This is a genomic window from Geobacillus zalihae, assembly GCF_030414215.1.
Classification (GTDB): Bacteria; Bacillota; Bacilli; order Bacillales; family Anoxybacillaceae; genus Geobacillus; species Geobacillus zalihae.
Genome location: NZ_CP129217.1, coordinates 604,052 through 623,416 on the forward strand (window position 1 = coordinate 604,052; position 19,365 = coordinate 623,416).

The window sequence follows — 19,365 nt, forward strand, 5'->3', positions numbered from 1 at the left end:
TTTGCTATAATGGGCATGGACTTAAAAATCGGTCGATTTTTTGACAGTTCGCCTTCTTCTCTATACATTGGGTACGGAAAGCTGTATAGTGAAAAGGAGATAGGCAATGTTTGAAGGCAAAAAAAGGCGAAACCATTGACGGGATTGTGAGGAAAGAAAGGCGGATGGAGATGGCTAGACAGATCAATGATACATTTTTGCGCGCCTGCCGCGGCGAACAAACATCGTACGTGCCGGTTTGGTATATGCGGCAAGCCGGACGGTCGCAGCCGGAGTATCGGGCGCTGAAAGAAAAATATTCGCTGTTTGAAATTACGCATCAACCGGAGCTTTGCGCGTACGTCACGAGACTTCCAGTTGAGCAATATGGCGTCGATGCCGCCATTTTATATAAAGACATTATGACACCGCTGCCGGCCATTGGCGTGAACGTCGAGATTCAGGGCGGCATCGGGCCGGTGATCGCAAATCCGATTCGCTCGCTTCAAGACGTCGAGCGGCTTGGGGAGATTGATCCAGAACATGATGTGCCGTATGTGTTTGAAACGATTCGGCTCCTTGTCAACGAACAGTTGGATGTGCCGCTCATCGGGTTTGCCGGGGCGCCGTTTACGTTGGCGAGCTACATGATTGAAGGCGGTCCGTCAAAAAATTATCATAAGACGAAAGCGTTCATGTATGCTGAACCGAAAGCGTGGTTCGCCTTAATGGACAAGCTCGCTGAGATGACGATCCGTTATGTGCGGGCGCAAATTCGGGCAGGGGCAAGCGCTGTGCAAATTTTTGATTCTTGGGTTGGCGCCGTTAGTGCTGACGATTACCGGACGTTTATCAAGCCGGCGATGGCGCGCATTTTTGCCGCTTTGCGGGAAGAAGGGGCTCCGCTCATTATGTTTGGCGTCGGCGCCAGCCACTTAGTGCATGAGTGGAACGATTTGCCGCTTGATGTCATCGGCCTTGACTGGCGGCTGTCGATTCGCGAAGCGCGCCGCCAAGGCATTGCGAAAGCGATTCAAGGCAACTTGGATCCGGCGGTGCTTCTTGCGCCGTGGGACGTGATCGAAGAACGGGTGAAGCGCATTTTGGACGAAGGGATGGAACGGCCGGGCTACATCTTCAACTTAGGCCACGGCATTTTTCCGGATGTTCAGCCGGCGACACTGAAGCGTCTGACCGCTTTTATCCACGAATATACGTCAACGAACTAAACGAGGGGGTGGCACAATGGTGAAAAAAACAGTGGGGCTGCTCGTGATGGCGTACGGAACGCCGTACCGGGAAGATGATATTGAACGGTATTATACGCACATTCGCCATGGGCGCAAGCCGCCGCAGGAACAAATCGACGATTTAAAAGCGCGTTACCGGGCGATCGGCGGGTTGTCGCCCCTTGCGAAAATTACGGAAGAGCAGGCGAAACGGCTCGAGGAGCGGCTGAACGAAGTGCAAGATGAAGTCGAGTTTCGCATGTATTTAGGGCTCAAACATATTGAGCCGTTCATTGAGGATGCCGTCGAGCGCATGCATGATGACGGCATCAAAGAAGCGGTTGGGATCGTCCTAGCCCCTCATTATTCCACATTCAGCATTCGCTCGTACAATGAGCGGGCGAAAGCGGCAGCAAAAAAGCTCGGCGGACCGACCATTTACACGATTGATCAATGGTATGACGAGCCGAAGTTTTTGCAATATTGGGCAGAACAAGTGCGGGCGATTTTTGCCGCCATGCCGGAACGTGAGCGGGAGCGAGCTGTGCTGATCGTATCCGCACATAGTTTGCCGGAAAAAATTATTCAAGCCGGTGACCCGTATCCAACGCAGCTCGAAGATACAGCGAAACGAATTGCTGATCAAGCCGGCGTCGCCCACTATGCCGTCGGCTGGCAAAGCGCCGGTCAGACGCCGGAACCATGGCTTGGGCCGGACGTGCAAGACTTGACGCGCCAGCTTTACGAAGAGCGCGGCTATACGTCGTTCGTTTACGCGCCGGTCGGTTTTGTCGCCGACCATTTGGAAGTGTTGTATGACAACGACATTGAGTGCAAACAGGTGACGGAAGAGATCGGCGCCCGCTATTACCGACCGGAGATGCCCAACACGAATCCATTGTTTATTGATGCATTGGCGTCGGTTGTGTTAAAGCGGTGGGCGGAAGAAGGCGATCGACATGAATGAAGGGCAACGGACGGTCGTCATCATCGGCGGTGGCATTACCGGCTTGACGGCTGCTTACTACTTGCAAAAAGCGATTCGAGAGCAACGCCTCCCACTTGCATGCAAACTTGTCGAGGCGACGCACCGGCTCGGCGGAAAAGTGCAGACGGTCGTCCGCGACGGTTTTGTCATTGAACGCGGTCCAGACTCGTTTTTGGCGCGGAAAACGAGCGCGTTTCGCCTTGTGAAGGAAGTCGGCCTTGAACATGAGATCGTTCATAACGCGACCGGAACATCGTACATTTTGGTCAACGGCAAACTCTATCCCATTCCGGGCGGAGCGGTGATGGGCATTCCGACGCGCATCGCCCCGTTTTTAACGACCGGACTGTTTTCCCCGGCCGGCAAGCTGCGGGCGGCGCTTGACTTTGTGCTGCCGCCGGTGAAAGTCGATGGTGATATGCCGCTTGGCCGCTTCTTCCGCCGCCGCCTCGGCGATGAGGTGGTGGACAATCTCATCGAACCGCTACTTTCCGGCATTTACGCCGGCGACATTGATGAGATGAGCCTAATGGCGACGTTTCCACAGTTTTTTCAGCTTGAGCAAAAATACGGAAGCCTTGTCCGTGGAGCGAGACGAACGACGCCGAAAGAGCAAAAAGAGCGGAAAGGGGCGTTCCAGACGTTAAAAACGGGCTTGCAGTCGCTCGTTGATGAAGTGGAAAAACGGCTTGAGCCGGGCAGCGTCATCAAAGGGGTGCGTGTCGAGCGGATCGTTCGCACCGATTCGGCGTATCGGCTGCAACTGAGCACAGGAGAGGTGTGGGGGGCAGACGGCATCATCGTGACAACGCCGCATCATGTTGTGCCCGACATGTTCGCTGACTATCCGTTTTTCGCCCCGTTCCGTTCAGTGCCGCTGACGTCGGTGGCGACGGTGGCGCTCGCATTTCCGGAGGAGGCGATCCGCCAAGACATTGACGGCACCGGGTTTGTCGTTTCGCGCCGCAGCGATTACACGATGACAGCGTGCACATGGACGCATAAAAAATGGCCGCACACCGCGCCGCCTGGCAAGGCGCTCTTGCGTTGCTACGTCGGGCGCCCGGGCGATGAGGAGATCGTCGACCAACCTGATGATGAGATCGTCCGTGTTGTATTGGATGATTTAAATAAAGTGATGAACATCGCCGGCCAACCGGAGTTCGCCGTCATCTCGCGCTGGAAGCGGGCCATGCCGCAATACACGGTCGGGCACCGCGAGCGGCTGGCGAAGATTAAGGAGCAGATGGCGTCCGAGTTGCCGGGGGTGTTTTTGGCCGGCAGCTCATACGAAGGGCTCGGATTGCCGGATTGCATTGACCAAGGCGAAAAAGCGGTGCGTGACGTGCTTCTGTATTTGCAGCAAGCGCCAGTTCAACAGACGTCCGATCTGTACAGCAGCGTCCGTTAACCAACGGTTTTCCAACGCCCTGGTCCGTTCGCCGCTCACATTTGGACGTCGGTGCGGCCGCCCGCCGTTTGAAGCGAAAAGCAGCGGATGGCTGTTTGTCTCTTTTGGTTCGTGGAAGTGGTTTCCGCTGCAAAAGGGATGTGAAAAGAACGTGGGAGAAGCTTCAACGGCGCTTCTACCCATTTGCTTGGAAAGGATGAGGGAGCAGGAAGAAATTCCGTCCCCAATGCGACGGCCCTTTACATCCATGTTGTTTGATAGTATAATGGATACGGATTGACCAAATTGTTCATTTAGTCAGTTTGAAGGATGAGGAGTATGGCAAGCGACCGCAAACGGCAAATCATCGAAGCGGCGGCCCAATCGTTTGCTGCCTTTGGCTACAAGGCGACGACGATGGAGCAGATCGCCAAGCTCGCCAACGTCGGCAAGGGGACGATCTATACGTTTTTTAAAAGCAAAGAGGAACTGCTTGATGAAATCGTCTCCGGATTGATTATGGAAATCAAGGCGGAAGCGGAGCTGGCGATGGACTCGTCGCTGCCGTTTTCCGAAAACGTCCACCGCGCCTTGTACCGCATTTTGGAATTTCGCCAGCGCCATCAGCTGACGGCGAAGCTGCTTCAAGAAGTGCGCAATATCGGTACGGCGGCGGTGCAAGAAGTGCTTGCCAAACTGGACCGGGCAATGGTCGAGTTCATTCGGCAAAAAATTGATGCGGCGGTGGAAAAAGGGGAGATTCGTCCGTGCAATTCGGAAATTACGGCATTTTTGATGCTCAAGACGTACATCGCCTTGATCGTCGATTGGGAAAAAGATCATGAACCGTTGACAAAAGAACAAATTGCTGAATTGTTTACGCTCTATTTTTTGCAAGGATTGTCGAGATAGATGATCCTCTTTTTTTGTTGGAAATTGACCATGCGGACAATTTGGTCATCTGTACAAAGGAGGGAGCGCCATATGCTGCGAAAAGAGCTGCGGGCCATCGTGCTCCGCCCGAATTTGCTTGGCATTTGTTCACTTGGATCATCAGCATAACATTTATGATGATTGTTCAATTCCTTGTCACCGTGTTTGACAACCCGGGCCGGTTTCTTGCCATTTTGCTATTGATTGCCCAGCTGGTCGGAAGCGCCGGCACGTATCCGATTGAGCTCGTTCCGGGTGCGTTGCAGTCGCTTCATCCGTGGCTGCCGATGACCCATGCGATCCGTGGGTTGCGAGCCGTCATTTCAAGCGGCGATTTCTTGGTCATGTGGAAGGAAGCTGCGATATTGCTTGCGACAGCCGCGGTCTTTGCCTTGGCGACGCTCGTGTATTTTCTCCTTCGGTATCGCCGCCGTTATGCGGTATGGACGGAAACAGCGGCTCAAACGTGATGATTGAACCATGCCGTCTCGAAGGCGTCCTAAAAAGATTGGGACGCCTTTTTGCATTGGCCAATATCGGAATCAAACAACAGATGGAATTAAAACCATTTTCTAGGACGAGGGATTGCTTTTTGCGGATGGGCCGCCATTAGAACGTTGTGTGTGATGGCGCCCCTGAGATTGGCAAAAAAAAAAAAATGCCTCTTAGCTGGAGGCAGTCAAAAGAAAAGGCAGGCTGCATTAGGGAACAGCCAAACGCCGGCGGGGCAGCCGACGTCGTGACGCAAGAAGGTATTCCGCTTACCTAGTGGCGGTAAGCGGCGCCAAGGCAATCAGAACATGTGTTGCCGTAGCATTCATGCTGCTCGTCAATCTCTTTGCCGCAGTGCGTACATTTTTTAGGTGGCAAGTTTCTGAAAAATTCCAACACTTTCATCAACATTCCGATCCCCTCCGTTGTCTTGGTAATTTTATTGTATTATAACACATAACAAAATGTCAATATGTGTTTTAAAACAAAAATCAACAAAGATGAAAAAATAGGCGCGGTTGTGTATGATGAAGACAAAACGAATGGAAGGAGAGAACCGAAAATGAAAGTGACGGTCATCGGCTATTGGGGAGGGTTCCCGGCCTCCAATGAAGCGACATCGGCGTATTTGTTCGAGCATGACGGATTTTGCCTGCTCGTTGATTGCGGCAGCGGGGCGCTTGCCAAGCTGCAAAACTATACGGCTGTGGAAAACTTAGATGCGGTCATCATCTCCCATTACCATTACGACCATATCGCCGACATCGGCCCGCTCCAATACGCGCGTCTCATTCATAAAAATTTGGGAGCTGACCTTCCCGTCTTGCCGATTTACGGCCATGTGGAAGACGAGGCGGCGTTTTCCCGCTTGACGCACAGCGGCATTACGGAAGGAATTGCCTATGACCCGAATGGGACGCTGGCTGTTGGACCGTTTTCGATCACATTTATGAAAACAGTCCATCCGGTGCCATGCTACGCGATGCGCATTACTGCCGGCGGCAAGACGGTTGTTTATACGGCCGATTCAAGCTATATACCGGAGTTTCTTCCGTTTGCCAAAGGAGCCGACTTGCTCATTTGCGAGTGCAACTTTTACGCTGGGCAAAACGCGGCGCCGGCTGGGCATATGACGAGCGAGGAGGCGGCGGCCATCGCAGAGGGAGCACGTGTCGGAGAATTATGGTTGACGCATTTGCCACACGTTGGCCGGCACGAGCAGCTGGTTGAGGAGGCTGGCCGGACGTTCCGCGGTGTCATCCGCCTCGCCCGCACCGGCCTAACATGGGCGCAATAGGCCAAAATAAGAGAGAGCAGCAAAGGAAACGGTGTGAGTAAAATATTTGTGGGTGACATTCCGAAATGATCCCCGACGAGGGTTGCGAACTTTTGTTCGCGACGCTCGTCGGGGCCACCAAGCGAAGCGCGGTAGAAAAAAGCAAATGTCATGCAAAAAGGACTCTCTCCCTGCTATGATGGTGATTGTCAACATCAACCGAAAACAGGAGGGAGAGAGTCCATGAAACATCTTACCACAGAATGGCCTTTATTAAAAGAGCTGGAGGAACAATTAGTCAGAACTCTTCAAAAGGTGTTCGCTGTCTTGTTGGCGGCCCTTTTGGAGGAGATTGATCAACAACTGGCGGAAGCGCGGGACAAGCGCCGGTATCAGCTGAAAGACAAACGGCCGACTACGATCCAAACGCTGTTTGGAGAAGTGACGTTTCGACGGAACTACTACTATGACCGGCAAACGGGGAACTATACCTTCTTGCTGGATGCCGAATTAGGCTTTGATGGGGCCCGATCGATCAGTCCTTGCCTCGAGGAAACGGCGGTCGAGTTGGCCGTCGAGTGCTCTTCCTACCGCAAAGCGGCCCGTACGTTGGAGTCGATCGTGGGGTATGCGGTCATGAGCCACGAGGCGATTCGCCAACTGGTGCTGGAGGCCCCTGTCTCGCTGCACCGCCCTGTTTCCCAACGGCACGGCCGGGTGCTGTTTGTGGAGGCGGATGGACTGTTTATTTCCCGCCAGGGGAAAGGGAAACGGGCGAAAGAAGAGAAAATCCTGGCGGTTCACGAGGGATGGAAACGAAACGGTTCGCAGCTCGAGCTCGTGAACCGGCGCCACTACCTCCATGAAGGGGAGGGAGACGTGTGGGAACGGTTCGAAGAGTGGCTGATGAACGAATATGCCTATGATCCGTGCCGGGACCTGTTGATCATCAACGGCGACGCGGCGTCGTGGATCACGGCCTGCCGGGAGTATTTTGGGAAGCGGGCGTGCTTTCAGCTGGATCGATTTCATGTGGCGCGGGAGCTGCGTCAGTGTCTGTCCGGCCATCCGCGTTGGCGGGAGGTGCGGAAGAAGCTGGCGAAACAAGACGAAGAGGGGCTTCTCGTGGAGCTGAACAGCGCGGTCGGCACGTTGGAGGACGAAGCGAAAGAGAAGCAGATGGCTGCCATGATCCGCCGGATCGAGTCGATGCCGGGATGCATCCGGGACTATCGGGAGTGGCTGTCGGAGCAAGGGGTGGAGACGACCGGCATGCGTCCGATGGGCCACGCCGAGAGCGTGATGAGCCGGTTTGCGCATCGGGTGAAATCCCGCCGCAGCTGGAAAGACCAAGGGCTTCGGGCGTTTCTGAGGGCGATGGCGGCCCGAATCGACGGGATTTGGCGGAGAAATGGGCAGTTGGTGGAGGAAGAAGAGACCCGAACGGCGGCCTCGGCCTCAACAAAGTCCAAGCGGATCGAACAGGCCAAACGGAAGGCCGGACGGTTATGGGCAGATGTGGTGCGTCAGAATCTACCGTGTCTGCAGCGGTCATCCGGGACACCGATCCATCAAGCGTTGTCGGCGCTCCGGGATGGTGGTTGGGTGTAAAAAAATGGAATATCGTATCATCGCCTCAAGATGAGGGATGAGAGTCCGAAAGCGCTTACGATATGAATTCCTGAAAATGGTTCGCTAACTAGTGATTGACAACGCCCGTAGTGAACCGAAAAAATGTTCTCCACAAAGTCTTGACTGACTCAAGGAAACGCTTTCCCTTGCCCTTTGCTGTTCTTTTTTTTATAATGGATATAGTTCGAATTTTTTTATTTATAAAATGAATGGTCATTCATTCATTTTGGGGGGAGGAGCGTATATGAACGTCACGGCGCGGTTGGCGCAAATCGCGAAGCAGTTGCCGGACAAGGAAGCGTATGTGTTTAGGGAAGAGCGGTGCACGTATCAACAATTGGATGAAGCCATTTCCCGATTTGCCGACGGATTGGCGCGGCTTGGCATTCGCCGAGGCGACCATATTGCCTTGTTGCTTGGCAATTCGCCGCAGTTCGTCATCGGCTTGTACGGGGCGCTGCGGCTTGGGGCGACCGTCATTCCGATCAATCCCATCTACACGCCCGAGGAAATTTCTTATATTTTGCACAACGGCGACGTCAAGGCGGTGATCGGCCTTGACTTGCTCGCTCCGTTGTTTGTGGAGGCGAAGAAGCGGCTTCCGCTGCTCGAGCATGCGATCGTTTGTGAAACACCGGAAGGGAAGGAAAAAGGCATTTCCCTGTCGGAAGGAATGAAATCGTTTGCAGAAGTGTTGGCGGACGGCAGCCGGGATTTTACCGGCCCTGAACTGGGTGATGACGATGTCGCCGTCATTTTGTACACATCGGGGACGACCGGCAAGCCGAAAGGGGCGATGCTCACTCATCAAAACATATACAGCAATGCGCAAGATACGGCTGATTATTTAGGCATCAATGAAAACGATCGCGTCATTGCCGCCTTGCCGATGTTTCATGTGTTTTGCTTGACCGTGGCGCTCAACGCCCCATTAATGAACGGCGGAACGGTGCTCATTATGCCAAAGTTCAGCCCGGCGAAGTTGTTTCAGCTAGCTCGCGAGGAAAAGGCGACGATTTTTGCCGGCGTGCCGACGATGTACAATTTCCTTTATCAATATGAAGGTGGAAGTGCGGACGATTTGCGGACGCTCCGCCTTTGCATCTCAGGAGGCGCTTCGATGCCGGTCGCCTTGCTTAAAAACTTTGAGAAAAAGTTCAACGTCATTATTTCGGAAGGGTACGGGCTTTCGGAGGCATCCCCTGTCACCTGCTTCAATCCTCTCGACCGGCCGCGCAAACCCGGCTCGATTGGAACAAGCATTAAGAATGTTGAAAATAAAGTCGTAAACGAATATGGAGAAGAAGTGCCCATCGGTGAGGTTGGCGAGCTTGTCGTCCGGGGGCCGAACGTCATGAAAGGGTACTACAAAATGCCGGAAGAAACGGCGGCCGCCTTGCGCGACGGCTGGCTGCACACCGGCGATTTGGCGCGCATGGACGAGGACGGTTATTTCTATATCGTCGACCGAAAGAAAGAGATGATTATCGTCGGCGGCTACAACGTGTATCCGCGCGAAGTCGAAGAAGTGCTGTACAGCCATCCAGATGTCGTGGAAGCTGCGGTGATCGGCGTGCCGGATCCAGACTACGGAGAGGCCGTGCGGGCGTATGTCGTCGCGAAAAATCCGGAATTGACGGAGGAAGAGCTCATTGCTTACTGCCGTGAGCGGTTGGCAAAATATAAAGTGCCGAGCGCGATTGACTTTTTGGACGAGCTGCCGAAAAATGCGACAGGGAAAATTTTGCGAAGAGCGTTAAAAGAGCGGCTCGTGTCTTCCCACGCTTGATGGTGCTGAATTTTCAGCACCTTTTCTTTTTTTTGAATATTATATTGAAAACAAGTAGAGAAATTTATATAATTTAACACATAAAAGTTTAAAAGGAATAAACTTTTCTACATAGGGGGATGGGATCGTGGGTCAATCGATTCGGCAGTTCGCCGCGGTGTGTGCGGCCAGCTTTTTGTTGCTTGGCGGCTGCGGCGGCGCGAAAGAGACGGGAAGCAGCCAAGGGAGCGGCGGGAAGAGTGGGAGCGAAAAGACTTACAAAATCGGCGTGACGCAAATTGTCGAGCATCCATCGCTCGATGCGGCGCGCAAAGGATTCCAGCAGGCGTTAAAAGACAAAGGGCTGTCCGTTGAGTATGACGTGCAAATCGCCCAAGGCGACCAAAGCAACAACCAAACGATCGCCAATAATTTTGTTTCGGACGGCGTCGACTTGATTTTTGCCAACTCAACGCCAAGCGCGCAGGCGGCGCTCAATGCGACAAAAGACATTCCGATCGTGTTCACTTCGGTGACTGACCCAGTCGGCGCGCAGCTTGTCCAATCGATGGAAAAGCCGGGCGGCAATGTGACGGGAACGACCGATACCCACCCGGAGGCCATTCCAAAAACGGTGCAATTTATTGACAAATATATCAAAGGCAACCGCGTCGGCATGGTATATAACGCCGGCGAACAAAACTCCGTCGCTCAAATCGAACAGGTGAAAAAGGCGATGCAAGGAACGGACTTGCAAATCGTTCCTGCATCAGTATCGACATCAGCAGAGGTGAAGCAGGCGACCGAGTCGCTCGTCGGCAAAGTCGATTGTCTGTACATCATCACCGACAACACGGTCGTCTCGGCGCTCGAGTCGGTGATCCAGGTGGCGAATGAGCACGACATTCCGCTTTTTGTCGGTGAACTCGATTCCGTCAAGCGCGGCGGTTTTGCGGCGTACGGGTTTGACTATTATGACATCGGCTACGAAGCGGGGGAAATGGCGGCGCAAATTTTGCAAGACGGCAAAAAGCCAGCCGATTTGCCGGTGCAATATCCACAAAAATTGAAGCTTGTCATCAATAAAAAAGCAGCGCAAGAAATGGGCATCAAGCTCAATCCAGAATGGGATTCCATTGCGGAATATATTGAATAAGCGGCCGTCCCTCCTTCGATGAAGGAGGGGGCCAAAAAAGCAGGGAAAGTGCGTTTTGGCGCGCAACGTGCCACATGCGCCTTCGGTGTGTTTCCGAAAAGGTAGGTGAAAAGCTGTGTGGACAGCGATGTTCAGTTCCGTCGAAGCCGGCTTGATTTACGCCGTGATGGCGCTCGGCGTCTATCTATCGTTTCGCATTTTGGATTTTCCCGATCTGACGGTTGACGGCAGCTTCGTCACCGGCGCGTCTGTCGCCGCCGTGCTCATTGTCAATGGAGCCAACCCGTTTGCCGCCTCAGCCGCGGCGCTTTTGGCCGGCTTTGCCGCCGGGGTGTTGACTGGGCTTTTGCATACGAAAGGGAAAATCAATCCACTGTTATCCGGCATTTTAATGATGATCGCTTTGTATTCGATCAATTTGCGCATTATGGGCAAATCGAACGTTCCGCTGTTGCAGCAGGAAACGGTCATCACAAAAATCACCGCCGCCTGGCGGCAAGCCGGATTGGATGCGGCGCTCAACCGACTTGTTTCCTTCACCGGCTTTGCGCCGCGGACATGGGCGGTGCTTGTGTCAATGGCGATTGTCGCGCTAATGGTCAAAGGGCTGTTGGATTGGCTGCTGAAAACAGAAGTGGGGATCGCCTTGCGGGCAACTGGAGACAACAAGCCGATGGTGGCGAGCTTTTCCGCCAACACCGATTGGTTGATCGTGTTTGGCCTTGGGCTGTCGAACGCACTTGTGGCGCTTTCCGGAGCGCTCGTCGCCCAGTACGGCGGATTCAGCGACGTCGGGATGGGAATCGGGATGATCGTTATTGGGCTCGCTTCCGTCATCATCGGGGAGGCTTTGTTTGGCGCCCGTTCGGTCGCACGCGCGACGTGGGCGGTCATCGGCGGCGCCATCGTCTATCGCCTCATTTTGGCGCTTGCGTTGCGCGTCGAGTTTTTGGAGACGGGCGATGTGAAATTGATTACTGCGCTCATTGTGATGATGGCGCTCGTCGTGCCCAACACGTTGGCGGCGCAAAAAGAACGGCAGAGGAAAAAGCGGAGGGTGCGGCAGTTGGAGAGGGGGGAAACCGTTGCTGGAGCTGAAACGAATTACAAAAGTGTTTAACGAAGGAACGGCTGACGAGAAAATCGCTTTGCGCGGCATTGATCTGACGCTTGCCCCCGGCGATTTCGTCACCGTCATCGGCAGCAACGGCGCCGGCAAGTCCACGCTCATGAACATCATTTCCGGACGGCTGTCTCCTGATACCGGCGAAGTGTGGATCAACGGCCGCGATGTAACCGCGCTCAAGGAGCATGCGCGCGCCCGCTACATCGGCCGCGTCTTTCAAGACCCGATGGCCGGCACCGCCCCGCATATGACGATTGAGGAAAATTTGGCGCTCGCCTACAACCGGACAAAGCGGCGCACGTTAAGCCTTGGCGTCACGAAGCAAAAGCGCGAGTGGTTTCGGGAGACGCTGCGAACGCTTCATTTAGGGCTTGAAGACCGGCTCGCCGCCAAAGTCGGACTTCTTTCCGGCGGGGAGCGGCAGGCGCTTTCCCTGTTGATGGCGACGTTTACAAAACCGGATGTGCTGTTGCTCGATGAACATACCGCCGCCCTTGATCCGGCGCGGGCGGAGTTGGTCACGGAGTTGACGAAGCAAATTGTTGAGCAGCACCGCCTGACGACGCTCATGGTGACGCACAACATGGAGCAGGCGATTCGCCTTGGCAACCGGTTGATCATGATGGATGGCGGGCAAATCATTTTTGCCGCAGAAGGAAAGGAGAAAGAAGAGCTGACGGTCGAGCGGCTGCTTGAGGCATTCCAACGCATCCGCGGCAGCCAGTTTGCGAGCGACCGCGCCGTGCTCAGCTCATAAAGGAAATGAGGTGTCCTTCTTTGGCTGGGGGACACCTCTTCTGTTCGGCCGGCCGGTCAGATATTTTGGGTTTCTCGCTGCGTCGCTTGTCGGTAGGCGGCTTGCAGCGCCTTCGTCACCGCCCCCGGCGCGCCGCTTCGGATCACCGTTTCGTCGACTTGAATAATCGGGATAATCGCTGACGTCGTGCTCGTTAAAAACAGTTCGTCCGCCTCCCTAAGGTCGTTGGTGGAAAACGCTTCTTCGACAAATGGAATGCCAAGCTCAGCGCAAAACTGCTTCACTTTCGTGCGGACGATGCCGTTTAAAATCCGTGCGGTGGCCGGATGGGTGTACACCGTTTCATTTTTGACAAGGAAAATGTTTGACGAGCTGCCTTCGGTTACGACGCCGTCGCGATGCAAAATCGCTTCAAACGCTCCGCGCTCAACCGCTTCTTGTTTCGCCAATACGTTGGGCAATAAGTTCAAGCTTTTAATGTAACAGTATTCCCAGCGGACATCTTTCGTCAAAATCGTGCGCACCCCATGTGTCATTTCCTCGGTTTTCCGCGCCATCGGCTGGATGTAGGCGTACAAGTTCGGCCGGTTTTCCGCCGGAAACGCATGGTTGCGCGGGAAGCTGCCGCGCGTCATTTGCAAATACAAAATCGCATCTTCCTGCACATCGTTGAGGCGGCGAAGCTCCTCAAGCTGTTCGATGAGCTCTTCGCAGCCAAACGGAACGGATAGGCGAATGGCGGCCGCTGAACGGTACAGCCGGTCAAGATGCTCGCGAAGCCAAACGTATGTTCCTCTATATAAACGGACGACTTCGTAGACGCCATCGCCGAATTGCAAGCCGCGCTCTTCCATCGGATACGTGACTTGTTCATAACGGAAAATGCCGCGGTCGGTTAATACATACGGTTTCACTGACATGGACGTGCACTCCCTTTCTGTTGCCGTCAATCATGAATCAGTTTGATTATATCATAGATTGGCCTCTCTCTGCGTTTGTCTCGTGTTTGGCGTGAGCAGAAACAATGGATGGACGTTCGGGTTGCGAAATGAGACGAATTTTTAGATAATAAAGTTATCAATCTATATAAGTTGCAATAAAGATTTTCCGATTGTTCGATTCTGTTTTCCTTCATAACAAGTCATTTTGATAGAATGCAGCGGGCGCTCTACTGGATGTAAAACAAAGTTTCAACTTATATGGTCAAATGGGGGGATGAATGAATGGAAACGACATGGGCAGCCGGCAAGATGGCGCCGTTTCGCCAAGGGGTGCAAGCAGGAGCAGCGATTGCCATCGGCTACATGCCGATCGCGCTGGCGTTTGGGCTGCTCGCCAAGACAACCGGACTGACGTTCGCCGAGACCGTGCTCATGAGCATCGTCGTCTTCGCCGGCGCCTCGCAATATATCTCATTAAGTCTGCTTGCCGCTGGCACCGGGGTGTTTGAAATCGTGTTGACGACATTCGTATTGAACATTCGCCATTTTTTAATGTCGGCGTCCCTTAATGAAAAGGCTGAGCCGGACGCACTTTGGAAAAAAGCGCTGTACGCCTTTGGCATTACCGATGAGACGTTTTCGGTGGCGGCGATGAAAGAAGGAACGATCAACGCCTCGTATATGTTTGGGCTCATTGCCATGGCGTATGGCAGCTGGGTCGTCAACTCGGGCATTGGTTATGCCGCTGGGTCCGGTTTGCCGGAAAGTTTGCAAGAAAGTATGTCCATTGCCTTGTATGCCATGTTTATCGGCTTGCTCGTTCCAGCGTTGAAAAAGCAGCGGAAAATCGTCTGGCTGGCGGGGCTGTCGGCTTTATTCAACTCGATCGGCACGTTTGCCCTTCACTTGTCGAAAGGCTGGTCGATCGTGTTGGCTACATTGTTGTCGGCCATCATCGTTCAATGGCTGACGAAGGAAGGGGGAAACGGCGGTGAATAGCGCGATCGTATGGATGATCATCGGCATGGGGATCGTGACGTATTTGCCGCGCCTGTTGCCGTTTGTGTTGCTCGGCGGCGTCGAGCTGCCGTCGTTTTGGCAAGGAGTGCTGAAAAATGTGCCGTATGCGGTGCTTGGGGCGCTCATTATTCCGGACGTTTTTTTCATCCAAGATGATCTTTCGTTCGGTGTCATCGGTTTTGTAGCGGCCGTCATCACAGCTTGGCTTGGGGCCAATGTCATGATCGTCGTGCTTGCGGCGGTTGCGGCGCTCAGCCTGTATTCGTTATTTGTTTAAAAAGGGAAGCGGACATCGCTTCCTCTTTTCCTTTTGCGACAGGTATGCAAACTTGCTGCATGGTTATGACAATTCCTCCATAATCGCCTCGTATACCTCATCGACATGAAATCGAGATGTCCCCATGCCGATTTGTTTGACGACACGCCCGTTGCGGCCAAGCAAGTAGGCGAGCGTCGTGTGTACGATCATGCCGTTGCCCGGGTCGCGGTATTGAAAGTGGAAGGCGTCCGCTACTTTTTTCGTGTCTGCTTCGCTGCCGCGCAAAAACACCCAACCTTGTCCGTCGCTCATGACTCCAAACGCATTGGCATATGTCTGCAGCTTTTCATTCGTATCGCGCGCCGGGTCGATCGTGATCGTGATGAATTCCACCTTGCTCCCAAATACCCCGGCTTTTTTTAGGCGATCGCGCAGTTTTGCCATTTGTGCTGTCGTATTCGGACAAAGATCCGGACAGTTTGTATAAATAAACTCGACAAGCCGCACTTTCGGCGGAAGGTCGCCAAACTCGTATGATTTTCCCCATGCTGTTTCCATCGTCACGTCATTTGGAAGCCGCATCGTCGATGGCTGGTAGACAGCAAAGTACAGGATGCCGACGCTGATGCCGATGATGACAAGAGAGGCAGCTAACGTATACCATTTTTTCACTATTCATCACTCCTCAATATGATCATATCAAAAAGATTAGCGAAAAAATCGCGATGTTTATGAACAATATGCGACTATTTTCCCAATTAAAAAAAGTTTCAAAAAAAGGCTTGCACTTTTGTTTTTCTGTTATATAATAAAATCGTAAATATAAACAATGTAATATAACAATAGAGAGATGGGGGAAGGAAAAATGGCGTCATTTGCTGAACGTGTCCGGCAATTAGAAGAAAGTTGGAAAAATGAGGAGCGCTGGAAAGGGATCGTCCGTCCGTACAGCGCGGAGGATGTCATTAAACTGCGCGGCTCGCTTGACATCGAGTATACGCTCGCTCGACGCGGGGCGGAAAAATTATGGAAGCTGCTTCATACAGAGGATTACGTCGCGGCCCTTGGCGCGCTGACCGGAAATCAGGCGGTGCAGCAAGTGAAAGCAGGCTTGAAGGCGATTTATTTAAGCGGCTGGCAAGTGGCGGCCGACGCCAACCTCGCTGGACAGATGTATCCGGACCAAAGCCTGTATCCGTCCAACAGCGTTCCGCATGTCGTCAAGCGAATCAATCAAGCGTTGCAGCGCGCGGATCAAATTCAATACTTAGAAGGCAGCGGGGACGTGGACTACTTTGTGCCGATCGTCGCTGACGCTGAGGCGGGGTTCGGCGGCCAACTGAACGTCTTTGAGCTCATGAAGGCAATGATTGAAGCCGGAGCGGCTGGCGTCCATTTTGAAGACCAGCTGTCATCGGAGAAAAAATGCGGCCATTTAGGCGGCAAAGTGCTTTTGCCGACGCAAACGGCGATTCGCAACTTGATTGCGGCGCGGTTGGCCGCCGATGTCATGGGGGTTCCGACGGTGCTCATCGCACGCACCGACGCGAACGCTGCTGACTTGATCACAAGCGACATCGACCCGCGCGATCAAGCGTTTATCACTGGAGAACGGACACCGGAAGGATTCTATCGCACAAGAGCCGGTTTGGATCAAGCGATCGCCCGCGGGCTTGCCTATGCGCCGTATGCCGACCTCATTTGGTGTGAGACGAGCGAGCCGAATTTGGATGAGGCGCGCCGGTTTGCCGAAGCGATTCATGAAAAATTCCCAGGCAAGCTGCTGGCGTACAACTGCTCACCGTCGTTCAACTGGAAGAAAAAATTGGACGACGAAACGATCGCCAAATTCCAGCAAGAGCTCGGCAAAATGGGATACAAGTTCCAATTTGTCACTTTGGCTGGCTTCCATGCGCTCAACTACAGCATGTTCGAACTGGCGCGCGGCTACAAAGAGCGAGGCATGGCGGCGTATGCCGAGCTGCAGCAAGCGGAATTTGCCGCCGAGAAGTACGGCTACACGGCGACGCGCCATCAGCGCGAAGTCGGCACGGGCTATTTCGACGAAGTCGCCCAAGTGATCTCTGGCGGCCAATCGTCAACAGTCGCTTTGAAAGGATCGACCGAAGAAGAACAGTTTACGACAGCTTAATGCAAACCGATCACAAACGAAGACGAAAGCCCGGCGTGGCCGGGCTTTTTTCGTGTATAAAAAGGAAAAAGATGGAGCATCCTATAAGACATAGGGAGGCGATGTGATGGAAAAGAATCAAGGCGACCTGCCGGAGCTGATGCCCGCTGAGTTTCGCGTCAGCACGGATCTTCATGTTGAGCAATGGTTGATGGATGAAGAGACGTATGCTGGCGACTCGGTCGGCGAGCATACCGCGTTGGAACAGGCGAATGAATATTTAGCGTCCAAAGAAATCGGTCAAACGTTTGAAAACTCTTAGAACACCCATGACGATTGTCATGGGTTTTTTTAATAGATTTTTTGCAAAATATAGAAAAATATAACTTCTGATGGTATGATAGGAGTAGTGGGTGAGTTGATTAAGAGAGGAGACGAACGGATGAAAGTCAATGAATTCATTGTCTTGGAGCAATTCATCGTAAGCCGTTATACGATGGCGATTCTCCCATACTTTTTAAACAGCGATGTGTATGCGAAAGTCATTGAGGAGGACGGCGAATATATCATCAAACAAACGCCGATGGACATTATTAAACATAGTTGCGATTACTATGGAAGCAGCTTTCAAGGGAGAAAAGAAGGAACAAAAGCCGTCATTGGCATCACCCATAAAGCGCCGATCGCCATTGAACCAGCCAATGAAATTTACGTATTTCCAACCGCCTCTCCGCGTGACTCCCGCTGCGTTTGGCTCTCGCACATGCACGTTTATCGGTATGAGCCTGCCAAATATGAGCGGACCATCGTTTATTTCCGCAACGGAAAAAGCATATCCCTCGATGTTTCCTGCAAATCGTTCATCAACCAGTTATACCGAACGGCTCAACTGCGGACAAAATTATCCGAGCGGATGGAAGCGAGGGAGCGCAAACTCCAATACATATTTCGCATGCAGCAAGAAAAACAGAGTTAGCTGAATAAATTGATAAAAATGGTTTTTCCTAAAGATGAGTTCAAATTAGGCGCCTGGACGTGTAAAATAAAGATATAAACGGCATTTGAATGGGGAATAGACATGGATATGGAAACAATCAAACAATGGTTCACGCTCGACAGCATCCTTTCCCTGCTCGAACAATACCGCTCTTTCGGCGTGCTTCCCGGCATCGCAGCGACGTTGCTTGAGTCGTTTTTTCCCATTTTGCCCATGTTCGTCTTCGTGATGGCGAACGCAGCGGCGTTTGGACTATGGAAAGGGTTTCTGATCTCTTGGCTAGGCGCTTCACTTGGCTCGCTCATCGTGTTTTGGCTGACGCGGAAAGTGGGGCAGAAGCGTTTTTTTCACTTTGTCCGCCGCCACCCGAAAGTGCGGCAGTTTATGCATTGGATTGAGCGACACGGATTTGGTCCGCTGTTTTTGTTGTATTGCTTTCCGTTCACCCCATCGGCGCTTGTCAATATTGTTGCCGGACTGTCGCGCATCAGCCGCCAGCAGTTTGTATTGGCGGTGCTGCTAGGAAAGATGATCATGGTGTTTACCATCAGTTTTATCGGCTATGACTTGAAGGCGCTCATCCGTCAGCCGTTGCGCACGGCGATGATCGCCGCAGTCGTTCTGTTGCTTTGGTACGCCGGAAAACGGGTGGAAGCGCGATTTTCGTTGACGGAAGAACAAGGCGGCGAGGAGGGCGGGGAGTGACCAAGCAAAAAGAAAAACGAGGCCGCCGATGGCCATGGTTTGTTGCCGTTTGTGTTGTCGCCACGCTTCGGTTGTTCGTGTTCAGCAATTACGTGGTGGAAGGAAAATCGATGATGCCGACGCTAGAGAGCGGCAATTTGCTGATCGTCAATAAGCTTTCCTACGACATCGGGCCTATTCGCCGGTTCGACATTATCGTTTTTCACGCCAACAAAAAGGAAGATTACGTCAAGCGGGTTATCGGCCTGCCTGGCGATCGGATCGCGTACAAAAATGACATCTTGTATGTCAACGGAAAAAAAGTTGACGAACCGTATTTGCGCCCGTATAAGCAAAAGCTGCTTGACGGCAGGCTGACCGGGGATTTTACGCTTGAGGAGGTGACCGGGAAAACACGGGTGCCTCCCGGCTGCATTTTCGTTCTTGGCGACAACCGGCTTAGCAGCTGGGACAGCCGCCATTTTGGGTTTGTCAAAATCAACCAAATTGTCGGCAAGGTGGACTTTCGCTACTGGCCGTTTAAACAGTTCGCCTTTCAATTTTAACCTTAATCTCGAAAGAAGTCTTCCGCTTCTATAACGAAGTG

The 19,365-nt window shown here is 52.9% G+C and carries 21 protein-coding genes; 18 read left to right on the plus strand and 3 right to left on the minus strand.

Annotated features, from left to right (window positions below):
• Positions 1-170 precede the first annotated feature (170 nt).
• The 5 genes from hemE (at position 171) to QWV57_RS03160 (ending at position 4,989) form a co-directional block, all read left to right on the plus strand.
• Positions 171-1,208, plus strand: coding sequence for a uroporphyrinogen decarboxylase (hemE, locus tag QWV57_RS03140; RefSeq protein WP_025038854.1), 1,038 nt, complete (start codon positions 171-173; stop codon positions 1,206-1,208).
• A 16-nt stretch (positions 1,209-1,224) separates the two neighbouring features.
• Positions 1,225-2,175: a ferrochelatase gene (gene hemH / locus QWV57_RS03145; protein ID WP_020755633.1), complete on the plus strand. Its 951-nt coding sequence runs from the start codon at positions 1,225-1,227 to the stop codon at positions 2,173-2,175.
• Positions 2,168-3,607: a protoporphyrinogen oxidase gene (gene hemY, locus QWV57_RS03150; protein ID WP_014195002.1), complete on the plus strand. Its 1,440-nt coding sequence runs from the start codon at positions 2,168-2,170 to the stop codon at positions 3,605-3,607. The genes hemH and hemY overlap by 8 nt, the downstream gene beginning before the upstream one ends.
• A 318-nt stretch (positions 3,608-3,925) precedes the next feature.
• A complete protein-coding gene (locus tag QWV57_RS03155) occupies positions 3,926-4,498 on the plus strand; it encodes a TetR/AcrR family transcriptional regulator (RefSeq protein WP_011230167.1) in 573 nt (190 codons plus the stop codon).
• A 155-nt stretch (positions 4,499-4,653) separates the two neighbouring features.
• A complete protein-coding gene (locus QWV57_RS03160; RefSeq protein ID WP_231847806.1) occupies positions 4,654-4,989 on the plus strand; it encodes a YhgE/Pip family protein in 336 nt (111 codons plus the stop codon).
• A gap of 295 nt (positions 4,990-5,284) precedes the next feature.
• Here the strand turns inward: QWV57_RS03160 and yhfH are convergent, their stop codons facing one another.
• Positions 5,285-5,422 (minus strand): protein YhfH, encoded by a 138-nt coding sequence (gene yhfH / locus QWV57_RS03165; protein WP_013146223.1) that lies wholly within the window; start codon positions 5,420-5,422, stop codon positions 5,285-5,287.
• Positions 5,423-5,573: 151 nt separating this feature from the next.
• On the opposite strand from yhfH, the gene QWV57_RS03170 reads away from it, so the two are divergent.
• The 6 genes from QWV57_RS03170 (at position 5,574) to QWV57_RS03195 (ending at position 12,726) form a co-directional block, all read left to right on the plus strand.
• The gene (locus QWV57_RS03170) at positions 5,574-6,308 is read left to right on the plus strand and encodes an MBL fold metallo-hydrolase (protein WP_033005982.1); all 735 of its coding nucleotides are present in this window, start codon (positions 5,574-5,576) and stop codon (positions 6,306-6,308) included.
• Between the two features lie 222 nt (positions 6,309-6,530).
• The gene (locus QWV57_RS03175) at positions 6,531-7,898 is read left to right on the plus strand and encodes an ISLre2-like element ISGsp3 family transposase (RefSeq protein WP_015374689.1); all 1,368 of its coding nucleotides are present in this window, start codon (positions 6,531-6,533) and stop codon (positions 7,896-7,898) included.
• Positions 7,899-8,163: 265 nt separating this feature from the next.
• Positions 8,164-9,708, plus strand: coding sequence for a fatty acid--CoA ligase family protein (locus tag QWV57_RS03180; protein ID WP_015374047.1), 1,545 nt, complete (start codon positions 8,164-8,166; stop codon positions 9,706-9,708).
• Positions 9,709-9,835: 127 nt separating this feature from the next.
• Complete coding sequence (locus QWV57_RS03185; RefSeq protein WP_301100492.1) at positions 9,836-10,843, plus strand: ABC transporter substrate-binding protein; 1,008 nt, start codon at positions 9,836-9,838, stop codon at positions 10,841-10,843.
• A 127-nt stretch (positions 10,844-10,970) separates the two neighbouring features.
• On the plus strand, positions 10,971-11,963 hold the full coding sequence (locus QWV57_RS03190; RefSeq protein WP_033006390.1) for an ABC transporter permease: 993 nt from the start codon (positions 10,971-10,973) through the stop codon (positions 11,961-11,963).
• Entirely contained in the window at positions 11,929-12,726 is a 798-nt protein-coding gene (locus tag QWV57_RS03195; RefSeq protein ID WP_013146218.1) for an ABC transporter ATP-binding protein, read from the plus strand. The genes QWV57_RS03190 and QWV57_RS03195 overlap by 35 nt, the downstream gene beginning before the upstream one ends.
• Positions 12,727-12,782: 56 nt before the next feature.
• Here the strand turns inward: QWV57_RS03195 and dat are convergent, their stop codons facing one another.
• Positions 12,783-13,646 carry a D-amino-acid transaminase gene (gene dat / locus QWV57_RS03200; protein WP_033006388.1) on the minus strand — a complete coding sequence of 288 codons (864 nt, stop codon included), beginning with the start codon at positions 13,644-13,646 and terminating at the stop codon, positions 12,783-12,785.
• Positions 13,647-13,949: 303 nt separating this feature from the next.
• On the opposite strand from dat, the gene QWV57_RS03205 reads away from it, so the two are divergent.
• Positions 13,950-14,666 (plus strand): AzlC family ABC transporter permease, encoded by a 717-nt coding sequence (locus QWV57_RS03205; RefSeq protein WP_020755018.1) that lies wholly within the window; start codon positions 13,950-13,952, stop codon positions 14,664-14,666.
• Complete coding sequence (locus QWV57_RS03210) at positions 14,659-14,964, plus strand: AzlD domain-containing protein (RefSeq protein WP_060788462.1); 306 nt, start codon at positions 14,659-14,661, stop codon at positions 14,962-14,964. The genes QWV57_RS03205 and QWV57_RS03210 overlap by 8 nt, the downstream gene beginning before the upstream one ends.
• A 63-nt stretch (positions 14,965-15,027) precedes the next feature.
• Here the strand turns inward: QWV57_RS03210 and QWV57_RS03215 are convergent, their stop codons facing one another.
• Positions 15,028-15,618, minus strand: coding sequence for an SCO family protein (locus QWV57_RS03215; protein WP_013523073.1), 591 nt, complete (start codon positions 15,616-15,618; stop codon positions 15,028-15,030).
• 193 nt (positions 15,619-15,811) lie between these two features.
• Here QWV57_RS03215 and aceA point away from each other — a divergent pair, with 193 nt between their 5' ends.
• The 5 genes from aceA (at position 15,812) to lepB (ending at position 19,324) form a co-directional block, all read left to right on the plus strand.
• Complete coding sequence (gene aceA, locus QWV57_RS03220) at positions 15,812-17,098, plus strand: isocitrate lyase (RefSeq protein ID WP_033005585.1); 1,287 nt, start codon at positions 15,812-15,814, stop codon at positions 17,096-17,098.
• 106 nt (positions 17,099-17,204) lie between these two features.
• Positions 17,205-17,399, plus strand: coding sequence for a hypothetical protein (locus tag QWV57_RS03225; protein ID WP_013146212.1), 195 nt, complete (start codon positions 17,205-17,207; stop codon positions 17,397-17,399).
• A 120-nt stretch (positions 17,400-17,519) separates the two neighbouring features.
• Positions 17,520-18,053 carry a competence protein ComK gene (locus tag QWV57_RS03230; RefSeq protein WP_013146211.1) on the plus strand — a complete coding sequence of 178 codons (534 nt, stop codon included), beginning with the start codon at positions 17,520-17,522 and terminating at the stop codon, positions 18,051-18,053.
• A 102-nt stretch (positions 18,054-18,155) separates the two neighbouring features.
• Positions 18,156-18,779 carry a TVP38/TMEM64 family protein gene (locus QWV57_RS03235; protein ID WP_013146210.1) on the plus strand — a complete coding sequence of 208 codons (624 nt, stop codon included), beginning with the start codon at positions 18,156-18,158 and terminating at the stop codon, positions 18,777-18,779.
• Positions 18,776-19,324 (plus strand): signal peptidase I, encoded by a 549-nt coding sequence (lepB, locus tag QWV57_RS03240; protein WP_011230183.1) that lies wholly within the window; start codon positions 18,776-18,778, stop codon positions 19,322-19,324. The genes QWV57_RS03235 and lepB overlap by 4 nt, the downstream gene beginning before the upstream one ends.
• The last annotated feature ends 41 nt before the right edge of the window (positions 19,325-19,365 follow it).